13 protein-coding genes are annotated in these 17,506 nt (G+C 66.5%); 8 read left to right on the plus strand and 5 right to left on the minus strand.

Annotated elements, in window-relative coordinates; genetic code table 11:
* Window positions 1–81 precede the first annotated feature (81 nt).
* Entirely contained in the window at window positions 82–1,071 is a 990-nt protein-coding gene (locus AB0I53_RS16490; RefSeq protein WP_358602852.1) for a hypothetical protein, read from the plus strand.
* Window positions 1,072–1,154: 83 nt separating this feature from the next.
* Here AB0I53_RS16490 and fxsT read toward each other — a convergent pair whose 3' ends face one another.
* From fxsT to AB0I53_RS16515, 5 genes are all read right to left on the minus strand, one after another.
* Window positions 1,155–3,974 (minus strand): FxSxx-COOH system tetratricopeptide repeat protein, encoded by a 2,820-nt coding sequence (gene fxsT / locus AB0I53_RS16495; protein ID WP_358602855.1) that lies wholly within the window; start codon window positions 3,972–3,974, stop codon window positions 1,155–1,157.
* Window positions 3,975–4,676: 702 nt separating this feature from the next.
* Window positions 4,677–5,861, minus strand: a complete 1,185-nt coding sequence (locus AB0I53_RS16500; protein WP_358602858.1) for a site-specific integrase — start codon at window positions 5,859–5,861, stop codon at window positions 4,677–4,679.
* Window positions 5,862–6,016: 155 nt separating this feature from the next.
* On the minus strand, window positions 6,017–6,199 hold the full coding sequence (locus AB0I53_RS16505; RefSeq protein ID WP_358602861.1) for an excisionase family DNA-binding protein: 183 nt from the start codon (window positions 6,197–6,199) through the stop codon (window positions 6,017–6,019).
* 357 nt (window positions 6,200–6,556) lie between these two features.
* The gene (locus AB0I53_RS16510; protein ID WP_358602864.1) at window positions 6,557–7,543 is read right to left on the minus strand and encodes a DNA methyltransferase; all 987 of its coding nucleotides are present in this window, start codon (window positions 7,541–7,543) and stop codon (window positions 6,557–6,559) included.
* 86 nt (window positions 7,544–7,629) lie between these two features.
* The gene (locus AB0I53_RS16515; protein ID WP_358602867.1) at window positions 7,630–8,394 is read right to left on the minus strand and encodes a hypothetical protein; all 765 of its coding nucleotides are present in this window, start codon (window positions 8,392–8,394) and stop codon (window positions 7,630–7,632) included.
* Between the two features lie 681 nt (window positions 8,395–9,075).
* Between AB0I53_RS16515 and AB0I53_RS16520 the strand changes: the two genes are divergently transcribed.
* From AB0I53_RS16520 to AB0I53_RS16550, 7 genes are all read left to right on the plus strand, one after another.
* Window positions 9,076–10,113, plus strand: coding sequence for a hypothetical protein (locus AB0I53_RS16520; RefSeq protein ID WP_358602870.1), 1,038 nt, complete (start codon window positions 9,076–9,078; stop codon window positions 10,111–10,113).
* A gap of 119 nt (window positions 10,114–10,232) precedes the next feature.
* On the plus strand, window positions 10,233–10,532 hold the full coding sequence (locus tag AB0I53_RS16525) for a pilin (RefSeq protein WP_358602873.1): 300 nt from the start codon (window positions 10,233–10,235) through the stop codon (window positions 10,530–10,532).
* Between the two features lie 42 nt (window positions 10,533–10,574).
* Window positions 10,575–11,528 (plus strand): hypothetical protein, encoded by a 954-nt coding sequence (locus tag AB0I53_RS16530; RefSeq protein ID WP_358602875.1) that lies wholly within the window; start codon window positions 10,575–10,577, stop codon window positions 11,526–11,528.
* Window positions 11,529–11,950: 422 nt separating this feature from the next.
* A complete protein-coding gene (locus AB0I53_RS16535; RefSeq protein ID WP_358602878.1) occupies window positions 11,951–12,607 on the plus strand; it encodes a hypothetical protein in 657 nt (218 codons plus the stop codon).
* Window positions 12,604–13,698, plus strand: a complete 1,095-nt coding sequence (locus AB0I53_RS16540; RefSeq protein WP_358602881.1) for a PrgI family protein — start codon at window positions 12,604–12,606, stop codon at window positions 13,696–13,698. Before AB0I53_RS16535 ends, AB0I53_RS16540 begins: the two co-directional genes overlap by 4 nt.
* The gene (locus AB0I53_RS16545; RefSeq protein WP_358602884.1) at window positions 13,695–15,572 is read left to right on the plus strand and encodes a conjugal transfer protein TraC; all 1,878 of its coding nucleotides are present in this window, start codon (window positions 13,695–13,697) and stop codon (window positions 15,570–15,572) included. The genes AB0I53_RS16540 and AB0I53_RS16545 overlap by 4 nt, the downstream gene beginning before the upstream one ends.
* A 54-nt stretch (window positions 15,573–15,626) precedes the next feature.
* Window positions 15,627–17,506, plus strand: a 1,880-nt coding sequence (locus AB0I53_RS16550) for a DUF87 domain-containing protein (RefSeq protein ID WP_358602887.1), incomplete at its 3' end; no start/stop codon positions are given.

Genomic DNA, 17,506 nt, shown 5'->3' on the forward strand with positions numbered 1-17,506 from the left:
GGGAGATCATCGCGAGGTTGCAGCTGAAGCTCGGGTTCGTGAGGGCGCGGGCTCAAAGGCCATAGTGGTGGAGGGTTATCTGTGTTGCGGGTTCCGCCGCCGGACTTCGAAGTCCCGTACTCCGCCCTTGCGTTCCCACCGGGCACGGTGCCGCGCAGCGGCGTGTTGACGTTCTCGGTTGACGACCTCGCGCACGCGCTGATCGTCACTGGCCGAGCTCCGGGGGATCGACTGTCGTACGGTGCCGCATCGGTGTGGGAATGGCTGCATCGGGCCTCGCTGATCCCGGCTTACCTCCGACGCACCTACCGTGCGGAACTCGTTCGGTCCGATCTCGCGCTCAGCCTGGATCGTTCGGAGTCGGCGGCCCTTTCCTACACGCTGGGACAAGCGATCACCGGGATCTTCTGTCAAAAGCTGCTATCGGTGACGCACCTGATGCACATCGATCGGTACGCGAGCGAATATCGTGTCGGTTTCGGGAACACTCGCAAGCGTTCGGACTTGTTCGGTTTGGCGCCGGCCGGGTGGGTGGTGGCTGAGGCGAAAGGCCGTGCCGGCGCCATGGATCTCAAACTCCGGCGTCAACTGGAGGCGCAGAAGCGCTCCGTGGTCTCGATCGACGGCGAGAAGCCGTGGGTCGCGTTGGGCTGTGTCGCTTCCTTCCCAGTCCGCGGCGCAGGCATGCGGATCGACGCTGTTGACCCGGAGGAGGAAGAAATCGAACCCATTTCGCTCGACGCGGTCACGCGGGATCGGTTTGCTCTCGCCTACTACCTGCCGTTCCTACGCGTGCTGGATTTCGGGGGCGCGGTGAACGCTGACCTGCGGGTGAACGACTTCAACGAGACGTTTGTGGCCACCGACATCGCCAACTTCGGCCTGCGTCTCGCGTTGCCTCGGGCACTGGTAGCACGGCTGCGGGGTGCTCTCGCCGGGGAACTCACCGGACTCCACGACAGCGTGCACGCCACCCTGGACGACGTGCACAGTCGAGAACTTCAGGTGTTCCCGGACGGCACCCGAGTGGAGACCGACTGGCAAAGTGCCTTGGCAGTGGGGGAACTCTAGTCAAGGAAAGCCAGAGCTATCAGGCCGGCTGCTTCTCCCACCTTGTCGTTTGGATCATGACACCTTGAGAATGAGTGCGGTCTTCAGTTTCCTTGGGCGAGCTGTCGCATCATGGACTGCGCCGTATTGACCAGCGACTGATCAACGCCCGCAGTCCGTTGGCACACGAGCAGGACATGGCGGAGTTCGGACATGGCTGCTGCAACTTCCCCCACTAGCTGGCATGCGTACGCGAGATTGATGCGAGCGGCGAGCGTGCGCTCGTCGTCCGCTCCGAGAACCTGGTCCATGCGCGTAACAAGCCCGCTGAACTCGGCTAGTGCTGCGGCGGCGTTGCCCTGGATGAGGCGGATCGCTGCGGCCTCGCTTTGGGTGGTGAGGGTGTCTGCGTGGTCGGCGCCCAGTACTCGCGTTTCCACGGCGACGATCTGGCGAAGCTCGACCTCTGCGGGTGCGTATCGACCCGATCGAGTCAAGAGGTCGGCGAGTTGATGGTGGGTGCTGATCGTGTCCGAATGCTCCGTGCCAAGGTGTCGCACCATGGTCGTGAGAAGGTGGCGCAGCTCGGTTTCCGCGTCGGCGTTCTTGCCACGTCTTTCCAAGATAAGGGCGACGTTTGTGCGTGCGGTAAACGTTTCTGGATGATCGGAGCCGACGGCCCGTACCATCGCCGAAAGTACGTGTCGGTACTCGGTCTCGGCGTCGACATTATCACCCCTGATCATCAACAGGTTGCCCAGGTCTCCGCGAGTGCTGAGAGCGTGGGGGTGGTCTCCAGCGCCTGCTCGTGACCACGCGGCGAGGATGTCGCGGATCTCAGTCTCTGCGGCATCGAATTCCGCTTGGCCCATGAGTGCCCTGGCGAGGCCACTGCGGGTGACGAGCGTGCTGGGGTGCTCGGGGCCCAGTGTCCGTATTTCAACGGCGAGGATGATGCCGAACTCGGTCTGAGCCGCAGCCGACTCGCCCTGTCGTAGCAACACGTCTGCCAGTTCGTGGCGAGTAGCCAGCGTGAGCGGCGAGTCAGCTCCGAGCACTCGTGTCGTGATCGCGCTGAGCTTCTCGAAAACGCTTCTGGCGGCATCGAGTTGCCCTCGGTCGCGGAGTGATCTGGCGAGTTCGTGCCGGGCGGCCAGAGTGTGCGGGTGCTCTGGACCTAGCACCCGGGTCATATGCGGGACGAGTTTTGAGAACTCACGTTCCGTGGCTTCGTGTTTCCCTTGGTCGCGGAGCACGCGGGCGAGTTCATGTCGCGTTGCCAGCGTGTTCGGATGGTCCGGGCCTAGGGTTTCGTTCGCGATGCGCGCGATGTCACGGAACTCTGCCTCCGCGTCTAGGAATCGACCCTGGTCTCGCTTCAGCGACGCGAGGTTGTGCCGAGTAGCGATGATATCTGGGTGTGTGGAGTGCACCAGCCTTGCCCGGAATCCGAGTGAGCTGTTGTAGTGCTCTTCCGCCGCCGCCCATAGACCTGCCGACCAGGCAAACTTTGCGGCCCGATAGGCTAGATTTGAGTGCAGCAGCACTTCGTCGCCGTGCGCGTGCATTGTGTCCGCGTCTGTGAAAGTGCAGTGTGGCAGCAAGAGTCGCCACGAAGTCCACGTTGCGGGATCATCCGAGTCAAGTTCTGCCGCGGAATTGCAGAGTAACGTGATGCGCAGCGTTTGGTATAGGGCAGCGTGTTCGATGGCATCCGGCTGGTTTCTGGTGATCTCACCGATAAGTGGGTGGAGCACGAATGCCTCGGCCGAACGGTGATCTGCGCTGGTTCGGTTGCGGCGCAGTAGTCCGAACCCGATGAGCCCATGCACGGCAGCTTCCAACCTGGCGGTGTCGAGGTCTGGGAACAGGGCGACCGCGCGTTTCATGATGCTGGTCTTGACCACCGTGATGGGAAGGGGATTCGGCCTGAAGAACGCGATAAGGCGTAGCAGAGGGCGAGCGGCCGTAATCCCCTGGGATTCCAACAGGTCTAAGGACAGCTCCCAGGTGTGAGAGAGCCGCTGGCCGTCATACGAGTGCGGTAGGGATGAGATCGCGTCTGGGAACGCGGCGTCGAGGGCGGCTTTGTACTCGCCGAACGAGCGAGGGGTTCGCGACTCGGGAAGCACCGGGTCGGTGCTCGTCCTGGCGAGGTAGCGACCGACGAGCATCAGGGCTAGCGGAAGCCCACCCAAGCGTCCCGCTAGGCATTGAGCCTCGTCGTCGGACCCGGCTTCCGGCGCCAGCTCGGTAAGGATCGCGGCGCCGTCGGTGTCAGAGATTGGAAGCATGGTTCGTACGAGCGCACTTCGCCCCCAGGTGCCTGTCCGCTGGTCCCGGCTAGTCACCAGTACCGTGTTGCCTCCTGTGGGTTCGCGGATCCACCCAGCGAGCAGGTCGGGCTCGTCAGCGTTGTCCACGACCAACAACCACGGCTGGGTGGCAGGACTGTGCAAGGTCTGCCACAGCAAATCCTTGGCGGATTCGCCGTTTCGCCACACCTCGCGTGCCTCCGCCCGCGGTGCACCTGCCTGGACGGCGACTTCGAGTAGCCCTGCCACGAGACTGTCCCGGCTGGTTGCGTCGACCCACCAGACGGTTCTTCGCGTGCTTGCTGCTCTGGCCACAGCCCAGGCGACAGTGCTTTTCCCACTGCCGCCTGCTCCATACAACACCACGCGCCCACCGACCGTGTCCACAACCGTGGTCAACTCCACGAGCAACTCGCCACGGCCACGAATCTGGTGCTCCAGCATGCCCTCGGGTACGGCTACAGACAGGTCGCTTGCATCGGAGTTGTTGTTCCGCTCGGGACTGTCGAAGACGTGGTTGATTGAAATATCTCCGAAGAAGTTACGGCCTTGGATCGCGCTTCCCCGCACGGTCCCACTGATGTTGTTGATCGCGAAGTCGCCCTGCACCGCTTGCCTCCCCAGCGCTCGACTTGGCGGCATGTCGAACCGACATGATCCCAGTCCCGGGTCAACGGTATCCCTCGGCTCGGCCCCACGGGTTGCTCTTCGCGAGATGCGGTCGTTTGGTCCCAAGTGGGCAGAGGGCTGCCCCCGCCAAGTCCGTAATCGTTGACGCACGAGGTGAAAACCGATCACACCGAGCTGTTCCTGTTCGATCCTGAGGCGGGCGAACAGCGTCGGCTCACTCGTGTCGACGCGGTGAATACGGAGCCGGCGTTTCCCCGGAGAAGGGCGAACTCGGCCGACCAAACGGGAATTGCGGGCAAACTAGTGAAGGTTCCCGCGTCGTAACCTGCAGGAGTCCGCGAACCTGCGCACCTACATCCAATTGGACTCGAACGCCCACCCTCCCTGTGGGGGTGGCGCCTCCGGAGCGAGAAGCATCGGCCCCGCCGGAGCCAGGCAGGCCCCACCACCCAAGTCAGAACCACGCGCTAGGCGTGCCCTAGCAGGCCGTCGTGCGCAGGAACCGAAACTGTGCTGGGCGACAGTTCGTTCTCTGGAGCTCGATCGTTGATGCGTTCGTCGACGGGGTGCGATCACGGATGGCAACAGAAAGGGAACCCAAGGGCTGGCCCGGTGTCAGCTGCCCGGGCAGGCGTGTTCCCTGCGGCGGTGAAAGGCAACAGCCTCGACCTGCTCGGGGATTTATGAGTCGCTTTCGATGATGTCTTCGAGGGCGTTGGCGGCGTGTTTGTTGGCGACTTTGCGGGCGATGTAGTGCTTTTCGGCGATTTTGCGGGTGTTGCCGAGTTGGTCGGCGACGTCGCCGACGGGCAGTCCTGCTTCGTCGAGGACGGTGGCGACGGTCTTGCGGAAGACGTGGCTGGTGACCCAGCCGTAGCCGCACTCGTCGAAGGCTTCGCTGATGCGGTTGATGACGTTGCTGGGGTCGAGCCAGCCGCCACGGGCGGAAGGGAACAGAGGGCCTTCGTCTCCTGCGGCCGCAGCGCGGCGGCTGAGCATGGGCACCGACCACGTTGGTACACGTAGGAGCAGTCCGCCTTGGTTTCCCTTGCGGAGCTTTCGTCGGACCAGCCCAGCACCCTGGACGCGGATGATGTGGTAGTCGACGGCGATGGTTGGACCGTCTGCGTCGAACTCCGCTCCTGTGAAGGCGAGGACTTCGCCGATTCGGGCACCTGTGGACAACATGGCACGAACCAGATCAGGAAGGTCGGACCAGATCCGGGCCCGTGGGCCGAGACTGCGCCCACGCGCGTCGACAGCCCGCTTGGCTCCGAGCGCTTCCAGCTTCGCGAGCAGGTCGGAGCGTTGATCGGCGGTCAGGGCGCGAACTTCCTTTTGTTCGCCGCGCACGAGCCTGCCGATGGAGCGGACCGGGTTGGTCGTCAACGCGCCGTGCCGTACCGCGTAACCGCACATTCCTGAGAGGGCGGCGCGGACAGTTTTGGCAGTGTCGTAGCTTTTCTTGTCCTGGGCGCGTTTCACTGTGCGGTCGCATACGCTCACGGTCAGTTCGACGGCGCGGAGTTGGCCTACGTAAGGGAGGATCCAGTTGTCGAGATAGCTGCGGTACAGTCGCACGGTTTCCGGGGAGCGGTCGCCCAGCGTTGCCTCGCGCTGGATCTCGGTGTACCAAAGTTCGGCAATTGCGGTGATCCGTGTCGTTGGCTTAATCTCGGTTTTGAGCATATTCTCTGTGGCTTCTTTGAGTGCGTCCCTAAGTCTGTTCTCGGCTTTGTTCTTGGTTCTGTCTCGTCGCTTTACTGGTACAAGGCTGCCATCGTGCGAGCGGTAGCGTGCAAATGCTTCCCAGCTCTGTTCTGACAGTTTTCTGGTCTTGATCGCGCCGTAGGTTCCTACGGGCATGGGTAGCCTGCTCATTGCCCTGCCTTAAGGGGCGTCGTAGCTGTCTCGATGGCGTTGCGGTTAGCCGGGGTCAAGGCGCGGCAGTCATGCACTGTCGCGACTCCTGTTCTTTGGGGGTGAAAATGGAAATTTTTCCTCGGAGCGCGATACTACGTCTACCTCTGTGTTTCTTCCAGAAATATCTGCAATTCGAAATCTGGTACGAGATAGTAGCGTCCCGCTTTGGTTGCTCTGAGTCGGTTGGCGTGGATGAGATCGAGGACGGTCTCGTAGGGGATTCCCAGTTGTTGGGCGACTTCTTTTGGGGTCCATGCGCGTCGAGGTAGAGGTTGGTCCATGAGTATTCCTTCTAGTGGGCCGGTGATCAGTTGGGTTAAGTAGGCTTATTAGGTGCTCGACGAAGGTGGGCGAGGACAGGGAGGCCGAGCCGCGCGGTTGTGTGGGAAAGGGTGCGGCGCCCGAGGATTCGCTCCCGTCGGTAGATGGCCGTGGAGGAGGTTCCCGCCGCCGACTCAACCAGTTCTGAACTTGCGGGGACTGCCCGCGAATCTGGAATGGCTGCGGATCGACAGGCAACTCGAGGAAGCCCTTGCCTCGGTGGAGATCCTCTCCACCGAGGCGCCGTGTTTGGAATCGATGGGAGAACTGCGATTTCGCTACGCGGTCAACGCCCGCCAACTGCTCGCCGAGGGCGGTTACGCCGCTACGTCCACGGGTTCCCCGCGAACCCAGTTGTCCGATTCCGACAGCGACGCCAACGAGCATCTGGGTTCCGACTGGAGTGGCTTTGGTTTTCCCGAACTCAAGGAGTTCTGTGGTTTGGTGAAGATGAGGACGTCTTCGTGGGCGATGAGGTGGAGGGGGAGTCCTGCGTCGCGTTGTTTGCGGATGAAGTCGCGTTGGAAGAAGCTGCCGCGGGCGACGAGGTCAGTTTCGGCGACGCGGGCGAGGAGTGCGACGCAGCGTTCGGTGGGGATGAGCCCTGCTTGGCGGCCGCAGGTGAGGATGTGGGAGGGCAGGTCGATGAGTTCGGAGTGTTCGCGCCAGGGGCGCAGCGTGACCGCGACGTGTCCGCCTGGCCGGAGGAAGACGGCGGCGTGCGTGAGGATCCGGGTGAATCCGGCGAGGAGTCGGTGGTGGCCGATGTTGGCGAGGTTTCCTCGGTCGAGGGTGTTGCCGTAGCGGTGGTGGTGTTTGTGGACGCCGGCGGTGCCGGTGCTGACCTGACCGTGGGTCGACGGTCCGTAGGGCGGTGAGGTGACGACCAGTGCGACCTGGCCGTGAAGATCGGCTGGTAGGAGCGTGGCAAGTTGGCGGGCGTCGCCGTGCACCACGCGGCCGGCGGTAGCGCTGGTGTGGTGGGCGAGGTCGAGGTTGGTTTGGGTGACCTTGACCCAGTGGGGTTCGTATTCGACGCCGATGGCGCGGCGTCCGAGGTGGAGGGCTTCGACGAGGGTGGTGCCGATGCCGCACATGGGGTCGAGGACGAGGTCGCCGGGCTGGGTGTAGTGGGCGATGGCGTGGGCGGCCACGGCGGGCAGCATTTTGGCGGGATGCGCGGTGGACTCGGGGCTGTAGTGGCCCTTGCGTTGCGCTGCTGGAGAGGACTGGGCGGTCGCCCAGACCGACAGCGCGGATGGTGCCTGACCGGTCGGGGTGGTGCTGGGCAGGCGATGCGACATGGGCGGGACGCGGTGGTAATCGGGGTTGTCGCGCACGGGGATGCCTTTCTCAACGCGGTTTTCAAGGTCGGCAGGGCGGGCGTGGGTCACCGGAGAGCTCCCGCGCCGTAGCCGTCGTGCGGTGGAGTTGGGCTGGGGTGCTCGTGTGGTTGGGCGAAGATCAGGACGTCGGCGTGAACACGGTGATGCGGCATCAGGTGCACGGGCGTCTGGGCGGACGAGGTACGGCGGTCGCAGGCGTCGATGCGGAGGCGTCCGTCCTGGATCGGGGTGAGGAGGGCGACGATGTGCTGGAGGTAGAGCAGGTCGGCGTTTTGTGCCGCGGAGACGACTGGCCCGCTTGGGTCGACGAGCCGTCCGCCAGTGGTCTCGGTGTGGGTGAGCACGGCGAGGATTCCACCGGTGCGCAGCAGGCGGGCTGCACTTCGTGCGAGGTGATCACAACGGGCCGTCGTCCCGTCTTCCGGCGCCAGGCTCGCGATGACCAAGTCAGCTCGACGCTCCTCGCCACCGAGGCGGTCGTCGACGAGCGGCGCGTGGCGAATGACCTCCCCATCGGGCAGGGCAGCGGGAGGATCGGCCCAGCCGTTCGCCGCGGTGCCGGTATTCACCTCGGCGGTGTGGACGAGGCGTGTGTTGCGGTCGAGATCGTCAAGGGCATCCCGCGCTGCTGCCGCGCCGCCGCGCCCAGTGCAGGGCCCCTCCATGCGGTCGCCGGTCTGTGCGGCCGTCTGGAGGTCGAGCAGGACGACCTCTGCGTGCCGTGTGGTGAAGGCGGTGACGATCTTTTCCAGAATCGGTGTGGGCCAGGGGGTGTCGGCCGCGATCGGGGACGACCCGCACGCCCACACGGTGGCGGGCGTGCCCGAACCGGCGCGGGTACGTGGGCTGCGTCGCCGCGATGCCGGCGGCCGGGTAGTGCTGTCGGTGGCCGACTCGCGCCCACGTGGGTGCGCGGGCTGAGGCGAGCGCGGGGAGTGTGGCCGCCGAGGGTCGGGCGGCGGGGTTTGGTGGGGTGGGTTCATGGAATGCCTCCGAGGTGCTGGTGACATCCCTGAACTCCGCAATACAAGCCTGCTAGGGACAGCGCCTGCAGGATTTCTCAAAAGAACAAGCCATCGCCGTATTCCTCCCAGAGAAAACGGACGTCTAGCGTGACAACGAATACGCACCGCGGTCTTCCGGCAGGCGTGCAGCAATGGGCTCCCGTCCGGTGCGTTTCGCCGCAACCGTCCGAGCATGTTCGTGGTCTTCAACGTTGTGAGATGCCCGCATGGTCTCGGCGTCGGGGGGCGGTCCTTGCGCTGCTACACAGCTACTACCGCAGGGCGTTGTCCCAGCGTGGGGACTACTACGGGAACGCAGGCGTGATCAAGTCGCGCACCGCTGTCTGATCGACTTCACGGTGCGACTCGGCCAGTGGCCTGGTCGGATAAGGAATCGGCGGAGATCGGCGGTAGTAGTGTCGTTTGAATTAGGTAGTAGCGTTGTAGAAATTCGGTAGCAGTGCCTGTGGCGTCCTTGTCGTGTTGTTGTTTCGGCTCGCGGCAAGGAGTCACGACATGGTCAGAGGCGGAGAGCGTCAACTTCTCAAGGGTGACGGTTTTGGGCGTGACCGGATGCCGTTGGATACGGCGCGGACCGCGTTCGCGTGGCTGGTGACGGGGCCGCATCCGGTCTGCGTGGATGGGCGCTTGTTCGCCGGGTTGCCTGATCGTCTGCTGCCGTTGAACGAGGTGCGGGATCTGTTGCTGCGCCGCCGCTGCGGGCAGGGCACGAGGGATGCGGTGTGGGCGCATCTGGTGCTGCGCTCACGCACCGAGGGCGCGACGTGGACGGTCGGCTGCGTCGGTGTCGCGCTGCCGGGTTTGACCCGGATCGCCGCGCGCCTGTCGGCTCGGTTCGCCGGCGATGTCACCGACATTCACGCCGCTGTGCTAGCCGGGTTTCTCGCCGAGCTCCCTCGTATTGATCTGCGTCGGCCGCGGATCATGTTGCGGTTGCGGTGGGCGGCCTACCGGGCTGGACACGCCTCTGTTCGTGAGGCTCTGGATGCGCCGGTTCCGTCGGGGAGTGGTTTCCGGTCGGCGCCGCCGAGCCAGCCGTGGGGGCATCCCGACTTCGTGCTCGCCCGGGCGGTCGCCGAGGCGGTGCTCACCGCGGAGGAAGCCGAGTTGATCGGCTCCACTCGGCTGGAAGGCCTGCCGCTGGCGGAGGCTGCCCGGCAGCGCGGCGTCACTTACGAGGCCATGAAGAAGACCCGGCGTCGTGCCGAGCTGCGGCTCCTGGCTTACCTGTGCGAGGAGAACGTCGACGGCACTAGGGAGGCCGAAGGGGGCGTCGCGTTGCAGGTTGGGGACACCCTGGCCGTCACTTTCGCTGCACAAACCGCCGCGGAGCTGCCCGCCGCCATTCCCCGCCGTGGCAGTACGCCGGCGCAGAAATCCTGGGCACGGGTGTCCCGGCGGGGCAGCGACAGCGGAGTTCAGGGATGCGGGGGACGACCAGCCCCGTCTTCCGCGATCTCGTCGCCGGCTCCGTTGACGCAGGAGGCTCCCCGATGTGCCTGACCATCCCTTCACACCCCCGCCAGCTGCGGCCCAGTCCACCCGCATCACCACGCCGACACCCTGGCCGTCGGCGTGCCCGCCGGCCGTCGACGGACTGGTGGCTTCTGGTCGGCGGGATCGTGGCTGCCGGGCTGCTGCTGCCCGGGTCGGCGGCATGGGCCGAGACCACACATGTGCTCGCTGTGGCGCCCACGTTGGAGGTTGTGCTCACCAACGCCCGGAACTGGATCATGGGCATTCTCGCGTTGGTGGCGACGGTGTTCCTGACCGTTGGTGGCTTGCGCTATCTGATGGCCGGCGGGAATCCCGGTGAGGTGGAGAAGGCCAAGCAGGCGTTCAAAAGCGCCGGGATCGGCTTCGGGCTCACCGCGTTGGCTCCGGTCGTGGTCGAGATCCTGCGGCAGATCCTGGGGATGTGATCGACCGTGTCGATACCACCCCCGCTCACGGGGCGCATTGTGGTGGCGAATGCGATGTTGTTGTCCGCGCTGATCGGCAGCCCCATCACCGCACACGCACAACCGCCCGTTGCGGAACCCCCGAGCCCGACCTCTACCTCGCCACCAACGGAATCACCCCCGCCGCCAGTCCCCGCACCGCCGGTCCTGGAAACGCAGCCGTGTGAGGGGGAGTACTGCATTCCCGTAGCGCCGACGGCACCTGCTGTTCCCGCCGGGGAGAGTGAGGATCACGGCACGTGGCTGCAGCATTTTCTCACGGATTGGTTCTGGGACTTCTTTTCCGGACTCGCTACCTCCGCGCTCAACAGTGTGCTGGATTGGCTCGGTACCTCACTGTTGGTCACGCCCCGGCTGGATGAGATTCCGGTCGTCGGGCAGGTCTGGGGAAGCTCGCAACGCATCATGATTGCCTGCTCGGTGCTGGTGGTGATGATCGCCGGGCTGGTGGTGATGGCATATCAATCAGTGCAGACTCGTACTTCGCTGAAAGAAACCCTGCCCCGGCTGGTTGTGGGATTCACCGCCGCGAACTTGTCGCTGTTTTTCGGTGGGAAAGGAATCGAACTCGCCAACGCCCTCTCAGTGGCTGTGCTCGGTGGTGATCAGGCGGGCATCGATCAGACCGCGCAAGCATTCACCGACACTCTCCGGGGAAATTTGCCGACCGAAGAGGCACAGTACAGCGACCTGTATGCCATTTTCACGGCACTGGTGCTTGTGGTCATGATCTTCGTGGTGTTGCTGTCCTATGTTGTTCGGATCGCGTTGACCGTCATTCTTCTGGCGGGTGCTCCGTTGGCATTGATGTGTCATGCACTGGCGCCGTTCGAATTGATCGCGTTCTGGTGGTGGAAAGTCTACGGCGGGCTGCTGGCCATTCAGATCTGCCAGTCGCTGGCATTCATCGCCACCATCAAGATCTTCTACCTCCCTGGCGGAGTCACACTGTTCTAGCACCCCCTCCGTGAAAAGGGTGGTTGGGCATGTCGAGTTTTCTCGTCGCTATCGCGATGTGTTACATCCTGATCAAGATCCCGTTCTGGGTTCTGAGTTCCGTTCGCGGCGGCGGCCGGTCCCGCGTTGGCTCGCTGATCAAAGGATTCCTCGCCTACAAAACCTTCGGGCTGATCCGGGGCGGCATGGCGAGCATGACCGGACATCAGCGTTCTCGCGGAGCTCGCTCATCGTCTGCGCCGGATCCTTATGAGAACTCCCGTGCCGGCGCGGACGGCCAGTACCTGTTGCCGCTGACCGGACTCACACGGGGCCGCCTGCGGCAGCCATTCCCGCACCGCCCCGCATCCGCCGCGGGAACACGCTCTCCGCGAACGCCCGGGGGACGCCAAGGGACTCTGTTCTCCCTGGACGGCAAGCCTGTGCGTTCGGCACTGCCACCGGAGTTGGGGCCGTCCGCGATGCGCCTGAATCCGCGCCCGGGTGAGCAGCACATGCTGCCGGTCCACGCCCGCCACGATCCCGGCCGCGCCGTCCCCGACCCCGCGCCCAGCCCTGAAGCCGACCCGCAGCCCGGCGCGGGGCAACTGTCGCTGTTCACCCGCTCGGGCCGACCGAGGCCGCAGGCCTTGCCGCCCAAACCAGGCAACCCCGGCGCGATACCCACCCGGATCCCGCCGGGCGGGCAGTACCCGCTGCCGCTGGTGGGACCGTTCACCACGCAATCCATCCCCACACCACCCACCCCGCCTCCTACCCACCTGGACGCCCGGTCGGTGCAGGTGCCGGGGCAGCGCCCGTTGTTCACCCCCAGCGGTGAGGTGCACCCGCAGGCACGCGCCCGCCGGCCAAGCCGACCAGATCCGAAACCCACGGCGCCCTCGGCGTACAAGGGCATTCGCCCCGACAAACACGGCCAGTACGCCCTGCCACTGGACCTTCCGCGTCCCACCCGCAGCCGGCCCCGGCCCGCATCCACCGGTGCGGGCGCGAGCCCTGTGGGAGCGGCCCCGGCCCAGCCTGCACTTCCTCTCGACCTGCCCACTTCACCGGAACCCGCGGAAGGTGATCCCACATGACCGAGCCCGTCCGTATCCCGTCTGATGTGGACAGAGAAGACCGCCTCCTGGCGAACCTGACCGCGCGGCAACTGGCCATCCTCGCAGTCACCGGCGTGGCGCTGTATTTCGGATGGCTGGCGACGCGAACTGTCGTGGCGCTCCCGGTCTTTGTGGCGCTGGCGCTGCCGATCGCAGCCCTCGTCCTCGCCCTGGTGCTCGGGCAGCGCGACGGGGTGTCCCTGGACCGGCTCGCCGTGGCCGCCCTCCGCCAACGTATGGCCCCCGCCTGGCGCGTCACCGCCCCGGAGGGCGTGCAGTCCGCCCCAGGCTGGCTGACCGCCCGCGCGCACCACACCTCCGGCCCGGACCCGGATGCTTCCCGGCTCGGGGCGGTGGAGTTGCCCGCGACCGGCGTGGGTCCCGCGTCGGTCGCGGAGACCGGTGTGGTGGATCTCGGCGCTGACGGGCTGGCGGTCGTGGCCGTGGCCTCCACGGTCAACTTCGCCCTGCGCACCCCGACCGAACAGGCTGGCCTGGTAGCCGGTTTCGGGCGTTATCTGCATTCCCTGACCGCCCCGGTCCAGATCCTGGTGCGCGCCGAACGTCTCGATCTGACTACGCAGATCGCCGATCTTCGAGACCGTGCCGGGGGGTTGCCGCACCCCGCGCTGGAAGCCGCCGCGGCCGAACACGCCGACTACCTCGCCCACCTCGCCGAGCACGCCGACCTGCTCCGCCGCCAGGTCCTGCTCGTCCTGCGTGAACCCCTGGACCACGCCACCACGAAACCGGCCTTTCCCCTCTGGCTGCGCCACAAGCGCACCACGCGGACCGTCCCTGCCGGGGAGGCGGCGCGGCGGGCCGCTGAGGCACGCCTGGTGCGACGGCTGACCGAAGCCGTGGACCTGCTGGCGCCGGCCGGGATCGTGGTGACGGCCCTGGATGCGGGGCAGGCCACCAGTGTGCTGGCCGCCGCCTGCAACCCCGACCGCGTCCTGCCGGCCCTCACCGGTGTGGCCGGTGCGGAGGACGTCATCTCTGTCCACCCCGAGACAGCACGGCACACCGATGCCGTCGCCGGCGAGGACGAGTGGGGGAGAGCGGCATGAGGGCCCGCGCACAGCACCATGCTCCGCGGGGCGCGGCAGGTTCTGAGGTGTTCGCTCCGGAGGCGTTGAGTATCGGGGCTCGGCATGTGGAGGTCGGCGGGGATTGGGTCGCGTCCTTCGCGATCACCGGATATCCGCGCGAGGTCCACCCTGGGTGGCTGCAGCCTCTGCTGACCTACCCGGGCCAGCTGGATGTGTCGCTGCACGTGGAGCCGATCGACCCCACGACCGCCGCGACCCGCCTGCGAAACCAGTTGGCGAAACTGGAATCCGGCCGCCGGCACGCCGCCGAACACGGCCGCCTCGCCGACCCGCAGGTGGACGCGGCCACCGAAGACGCCTACGAGCTCTCCGCCCGGATCGCCCGCGGCGAAGGCAGACTGTTCCACCTCGGCCTCTACCTCACCGTCCACGCCACCACCGAAGAGGCGCTGGCCGGCGAGGTCGCCGCGGTCCGCGCATTGGCGGCGTCGCTGTTGCTGGACGCCAAACCCGCCACCTACCGCAGCCTGCAAGGCTGGGTATCCACCCTCCCCATGGGCCTGGACCTCCTTGGGATGCGCCGCACTTTCGATACCAGCGCCCTCGCTGCGGCATTCCCCTTCACCTCAGCCGACCTTCCCCCGGCCGATCCGGCGTCGGTGTCCGCGCCGGCTGGGGTGCTCTACGGGTTCAACGTGGGCAGCCAAGGACTGGTGCACTGGGATCGCTTCGCCGCCGACAACCACAACAGCGTGATCCTCGGTCGCAGCGGCGCCGGGAAAAGCTACCTCGTCAAACTGGAGACACTGCGGTCGCTCTACCGCGGGATCGAGGTCGCCGTCATCGACCCCGAAGACGAATACCGGCGCCTCGCCGGCGCCGTCGGCGGCACCTACCTCCACCTCGGCGCCGATGGCGTGCGCCTCAACCCCTTTGACCTTCCCATCAGTACCGGGCCCGACGGTCGACGCACCGCGCCGAAAGACGCGCTCGTGCGCCGAAGCCTGTTCCTGCACACCGTGATCAGCGTCCTGCTCGACGCGCCACTGAAGGCGGGGGAGCGGGCCGTGCTGGACCAGGCGATCGCCGCCACCTATCGCCGGGCCGGAATCACCGCTGACGCCCGCACCTGGACCCGCCCTGCACCCCTCGTCCGCGACCTCCGCGACACCCTTACCACCCACGGTGACCCGGTAGCGGCGGAGCTGGGCACGCGGCTGCATCCCTACGTCGACGGAGCGTTCAAAGACCTCCTCAACGGGCCCACCACGACCCGCCCCGAGGGACACCTCGTGGTGTTCTCGCTGCGGGACCTGCCCGACGAACTCAAACCCCTCGGCACCCTGCTCACCCTCGACGCGGTGTGGCGGCGGGTCGCCAACCCCGTGCTCCGCCGGCCACGGCTGGTCGTCGTCGACGAAGCCTGGCTGCTGATGCGCCAACCCGCGGGCGCGGAGTTCTTGTTCCGCATGGCCAAGGCCTCCCGGAAACACTGGGCCGGACTGACCGTGGCAACCCAGGACACCGCCGACGTCCTCGGCAACGATCTCGGCAAAGCCGTCATCGCCAACGCCGCCACCCAAATCCTGCTGCGGCAGGCACCGCAAGCCATCGACGACATCACCCGCACCTTCGACCTCTCCGCAGGCGAACGCCACTTCCTGCTGTCGGCCGACCAAGGCCAAGGCCTGCTCGCAGCCGGCACCCAACGCGTGGCCTTCCACACCGTCGCCTCACCCACCGAACACGCCCTGGTCACCAGCAACCCCGCCGAACTCACCGACACAGAATCCACTGTGGACTCCTGGAATTTCGAGATCGATGACGCGACGACGCCACTGACAGGTGACGAGTTCGACTCGGATACCGGCGACATCCACCTTCCCCTCTGACAACACCGCACCCGCGCCGGATGATCCGGACGCGCCACCTCGAGGAGGTGCGGCATGCGTGCCTTGCCGCCTGTACCAGCCAGCCTGGCCGGTGGAGTGATCGACGACTATCTGCGGGACCCGTGGGGCACCCTGCACTTTGCCCTCGGCCACGTTCGCGAGTGGGCCAGTGCCGTCGCTCCCATCGCTGCGCCCGGCCTCATGGTCGGGCTCGTGGGTACGATGGTCCTGCGGCGCTGGTGGCGCGGTCGCTGCCACCAGCGCCTGCTTGAGAACGCTCGCGTGGTGACCGTCCTTGCCCCGCCCTCAGTGGACCCGGCAGGCGGAGTGGCGTTGTGGTCGCACCTGGTCGGAGTGCTGCGCCCACGATGGAAACGCCTGGTCACCGGCCAGCCACACGTGGCCTGCGAGTACGTGTTCTCCCACACCGGCGTGGAGATTCGGCTGTGGGTTCCCGGAGTGATTCCCCCGGGGTTGGTGGAGCGGGCGGTGGAAGCGGCCTGGCCCGGCGCGCACACCCGCACCCACCCCGCCGCGCCGCCCCTGCCCACGGCAGGACCCGACCAGTGCAGCGTCGTTGTCGGCGGCGAGCTTCGTCTCGCACGCCCCGATGCGCTGCCGATCCAGACCGATTTCGACGCCGACCCGATCCGGGCGCTGATCGGGGCACCGGTCGGCCTGAATCGCGATGAGCACGCCTGCGTGCAGATCCTTGCCCGCCCCGTGACCGGACGCCGCCTGGCCCAAACCCGCCGCACCGCCCGGAATATCACCGGCGGCTCCACCCGTCTCCCGGGCCGGCTACTGGACCTCATCACCCCCGGCACCACCCGGCATCGCGACGTCGGCCGGGAGGCGGCTCGTCGTGACCCACAGACCTCGCTGGAGCACTCCGCCGCCAACCGCGCGATCGTGGCCAAACAACGTGGCAGCCAGTACGAGACCGTCATCCGCTACGCCGTCGCCACCCTGCTCCCCGGTGACGCCAGCACGGATGAGACGGACGCGGCGCGGGCGGCGGCGCGGGGCCGGGCACACGCCCTGGCAGCATCCTTCGCCTCCTTCACCGACCACAACTACTACACCCGCCGCCGCCTCCGGCAACCCGACACCGCCTTCACCCAGCGGAGCCTGCGGCGAGGAGATCTGCTGTCAGTTGCGGAGCTCGCGGCCCTCGCACACGTGCCGACCGACGAGTCCATTCCCGGGATCCAGCGGGCTGGGGCGAAAGCCATCGCACCCCCACCCGGGATCGTCACACCCGGGCCGCAGGCCAAGCCACTGGGCAGCACCGATACCGGCCAGTCCCGCCCCGTGGCGCTGCGCGTGCCGGATGCCCGGCACCACCTGCACGTCCTCGGCGCCACCGGCTCAGGCAAATCCACCCTGCTGGCCACCATGATCCTCGCCGACGCCGAGGCCGGCCGCGGCCTCGTGGTGATCGACCCCAAGGGCGACCTGGTCGCCGACGCCCTCTCCCGACTACCCCGCACCGCGGCCGACCGGGTGGTGCTCTTCGATGCCGACGCCCGCACCCGCCCGCCCTGCCTGAATCCCCTGGATGGTGGGGAAACCGACCTCACCGTCGACAACCTGGTGTCGGTGTTCCGCCGGGTCTACTCCGCGTTCTGGGGCCCACGCACCGACGACGTCATGCGCGCCGCGTGCCTCACGCTGCGCGCCCAGGACGGCGCCGCCACCCTCGCCGACCTGCCCACCCTGCTGGCCGAACCCGCCTTCCGCGCCCGGGCCACCGCGGCTGTCACCGATCCGGTCCTCAAAGGATTCTGGTCCTGGTACGAGGGCCTCACCGACGCCTCCCGCAGTCAGGTCATCTCACCGCTGATGAACAAACTCCGCGCGTTCCTGCTGCGGCCGTTCGTGCGCGACGCCATCGCCGCCGGCCCTTCCACCATCGATATGACACAGGTCCT

The organism is Saccharopolyspora sp. NPDC050389, assembly GCF_040655595.1.
Classification (GTDB): domain Bacteria; phylum Actinomycetota; class Actinomycetes; order Mycobacteriales; family Pseudonocardiaceae; genus Saccharopolyspora.